This window comes from Mesorhizobium sp. M7A.F.Ca.AU.001.01.1.1, assembly GCF_004022735.1.
Lineage (GTDB): Bacteria > Pseudomonadota > Alphaproteobacteria > Rhizobiales > Rhizobiaceae > Mesorhizobium > Mesorhizobium ciceri.
The window spans coordinates 1-1,373 of the sequence record NZ_RZPF01001085.1 but is presented as its reverse complement, the minus strand read 5'-3'; the positions used below and the strand labels follow the sequence as shown (position 1 = coordinate 1,373).

Annotated in this window: 2 protein-coding genes; one reads left to right on the top strand and one right to left on the bottom strand. The window is 62.0% G+C overall.

Going from position 1 to position 1,373, the window contains the following annotated elements:
• Positions 1-1,129 (bottom strand): acyl-CoA dehydrogenase (locus tag EN884_RS36040; RefSeq protein WP_164895424.1); only part of this gene is annotated, 1,129 nt, incomplete at its 3' end.
• Between the two features lie 137 nt (positions 1,130-1,266).
• On the opposite strand from EN884_RS36040, the gene EN884_RS36035 reads away from it, so the two are divergent.
• Positions 1,267-1,373: LysR family transcriptional regulator (locus EN884_RS36035; RefSeq protein ID WP_128361129.1), on the top strand; the 107-nt coding region annotated here is incomplete at its 3' end.

The following is a 1,373-nucleotide window of genomic DNA, read 5'->3' as shown; positions in this document are numbered from 1 at the left end:
CATAGGTGTTGACCGTCTCCAGGTTCTGCGCGTGGCGCATGACGTGGTAGCCGATCTGGATGCCGTTGCCGCCATGCATGTCGCGGGCCTGGCGGGCGATGTCCAGCGCCTTGCCGCAATTGTTGCGCTTGACGATCGAGATCATTTCCGGCGCCATCTTACCTTCATCCAGCAGCCGCCCGACGCGCAAGGACGCCTGCAATCCCAACGCAATTTCGGTCTGCATGTCGGCAAGCTTCTTCTGGTAGAGTTGCGTGCCGGCCAGCGGCTTGCCGAACTGCTTGCGGTCGAGACCGTATTGGCGGGCGCGGTGCCAGCAATCCTCGGCGGCGCCCATCGAGCCCCAGGAAATGCCGAAGCGAGCCCGGTTGAGGCATCCGAACGGTCCGCCAAGGCCCTTTGCGTTGGGCAGCAGCGCGTCCTCGCCGACCTCGACGCCTTCCATCACCACTTCGCCGGTGATCGACGCCCGCAGCGACAGCTTGCCGCCGATCTTCGGCGCCGAAAGCCCTTTCATGCCCTTTTCCAGCACGAAGCCACGGATCTCGTCCTTGCCGTTCTCCCCCTTCAGCTTCGCCCAGACGACGAACACATCGGCGACGGGCGCGTTGGAAATCCACATCTTCGAACCGGACAGCTTGTAGCCGTTGGCGGTCTTCTCGGCGCGCGTCTTCATACCGCCCGGGTCGGAGCCTGCATCCGGCTCGGTCAGGCCGAAACAGCCGATCCACTCGCCGCTGGCGAGCTTGGGCAGGTACTTCTTGCGCTGTTCGTCCGAGCCATAGGCATAGATCGGATACATCACCAGCGACGACTGCACTGACATCATCGACCGATAGCCGGAATCGACGCGCTCTACTTCGCGTGCGACCAGCCCATAGGTGACGTAGTTCGCGCCAAGCCCGCCGAATTCTTCAGGGATGTTGATGCCGAGCAGGCCGGCCTCGCCCATTTCACGGAAGATCGCGGTGTCGAAGGTCTCGTTGAGGTAGGCGTCCTCGATCCGCGGCGCCAGTCTGTCGGCGGCGAAGGCGGCCGCCCCGTCGCGCACCATGCGCTCGTCTTCCGAAAGCTGGCCCTCGATCAGGAACGGGTCTTCCCAGACGAATGCGTTCTTGTCGGCGGCCATCGCGTTTCTCCCAACCAATGCATGTCGCTCAAAACGATGACATGCATGAAGCAAAATGTTGGCCCGTTCTATCGGCCTGCGCCTCGAAAAAATCAAACGAAATTGATTCACCGATCAATGATCGTTAGGAATGGATCATGAGTGTCCAACGCCGCCTTTTACCCAACATCAGCGCCCTTGCCGCCTTCGAGGCTGTGGCCCGGCTCGGCAGTTTCACCGCCGCCGCCCAGGAGCTAGATCTGAC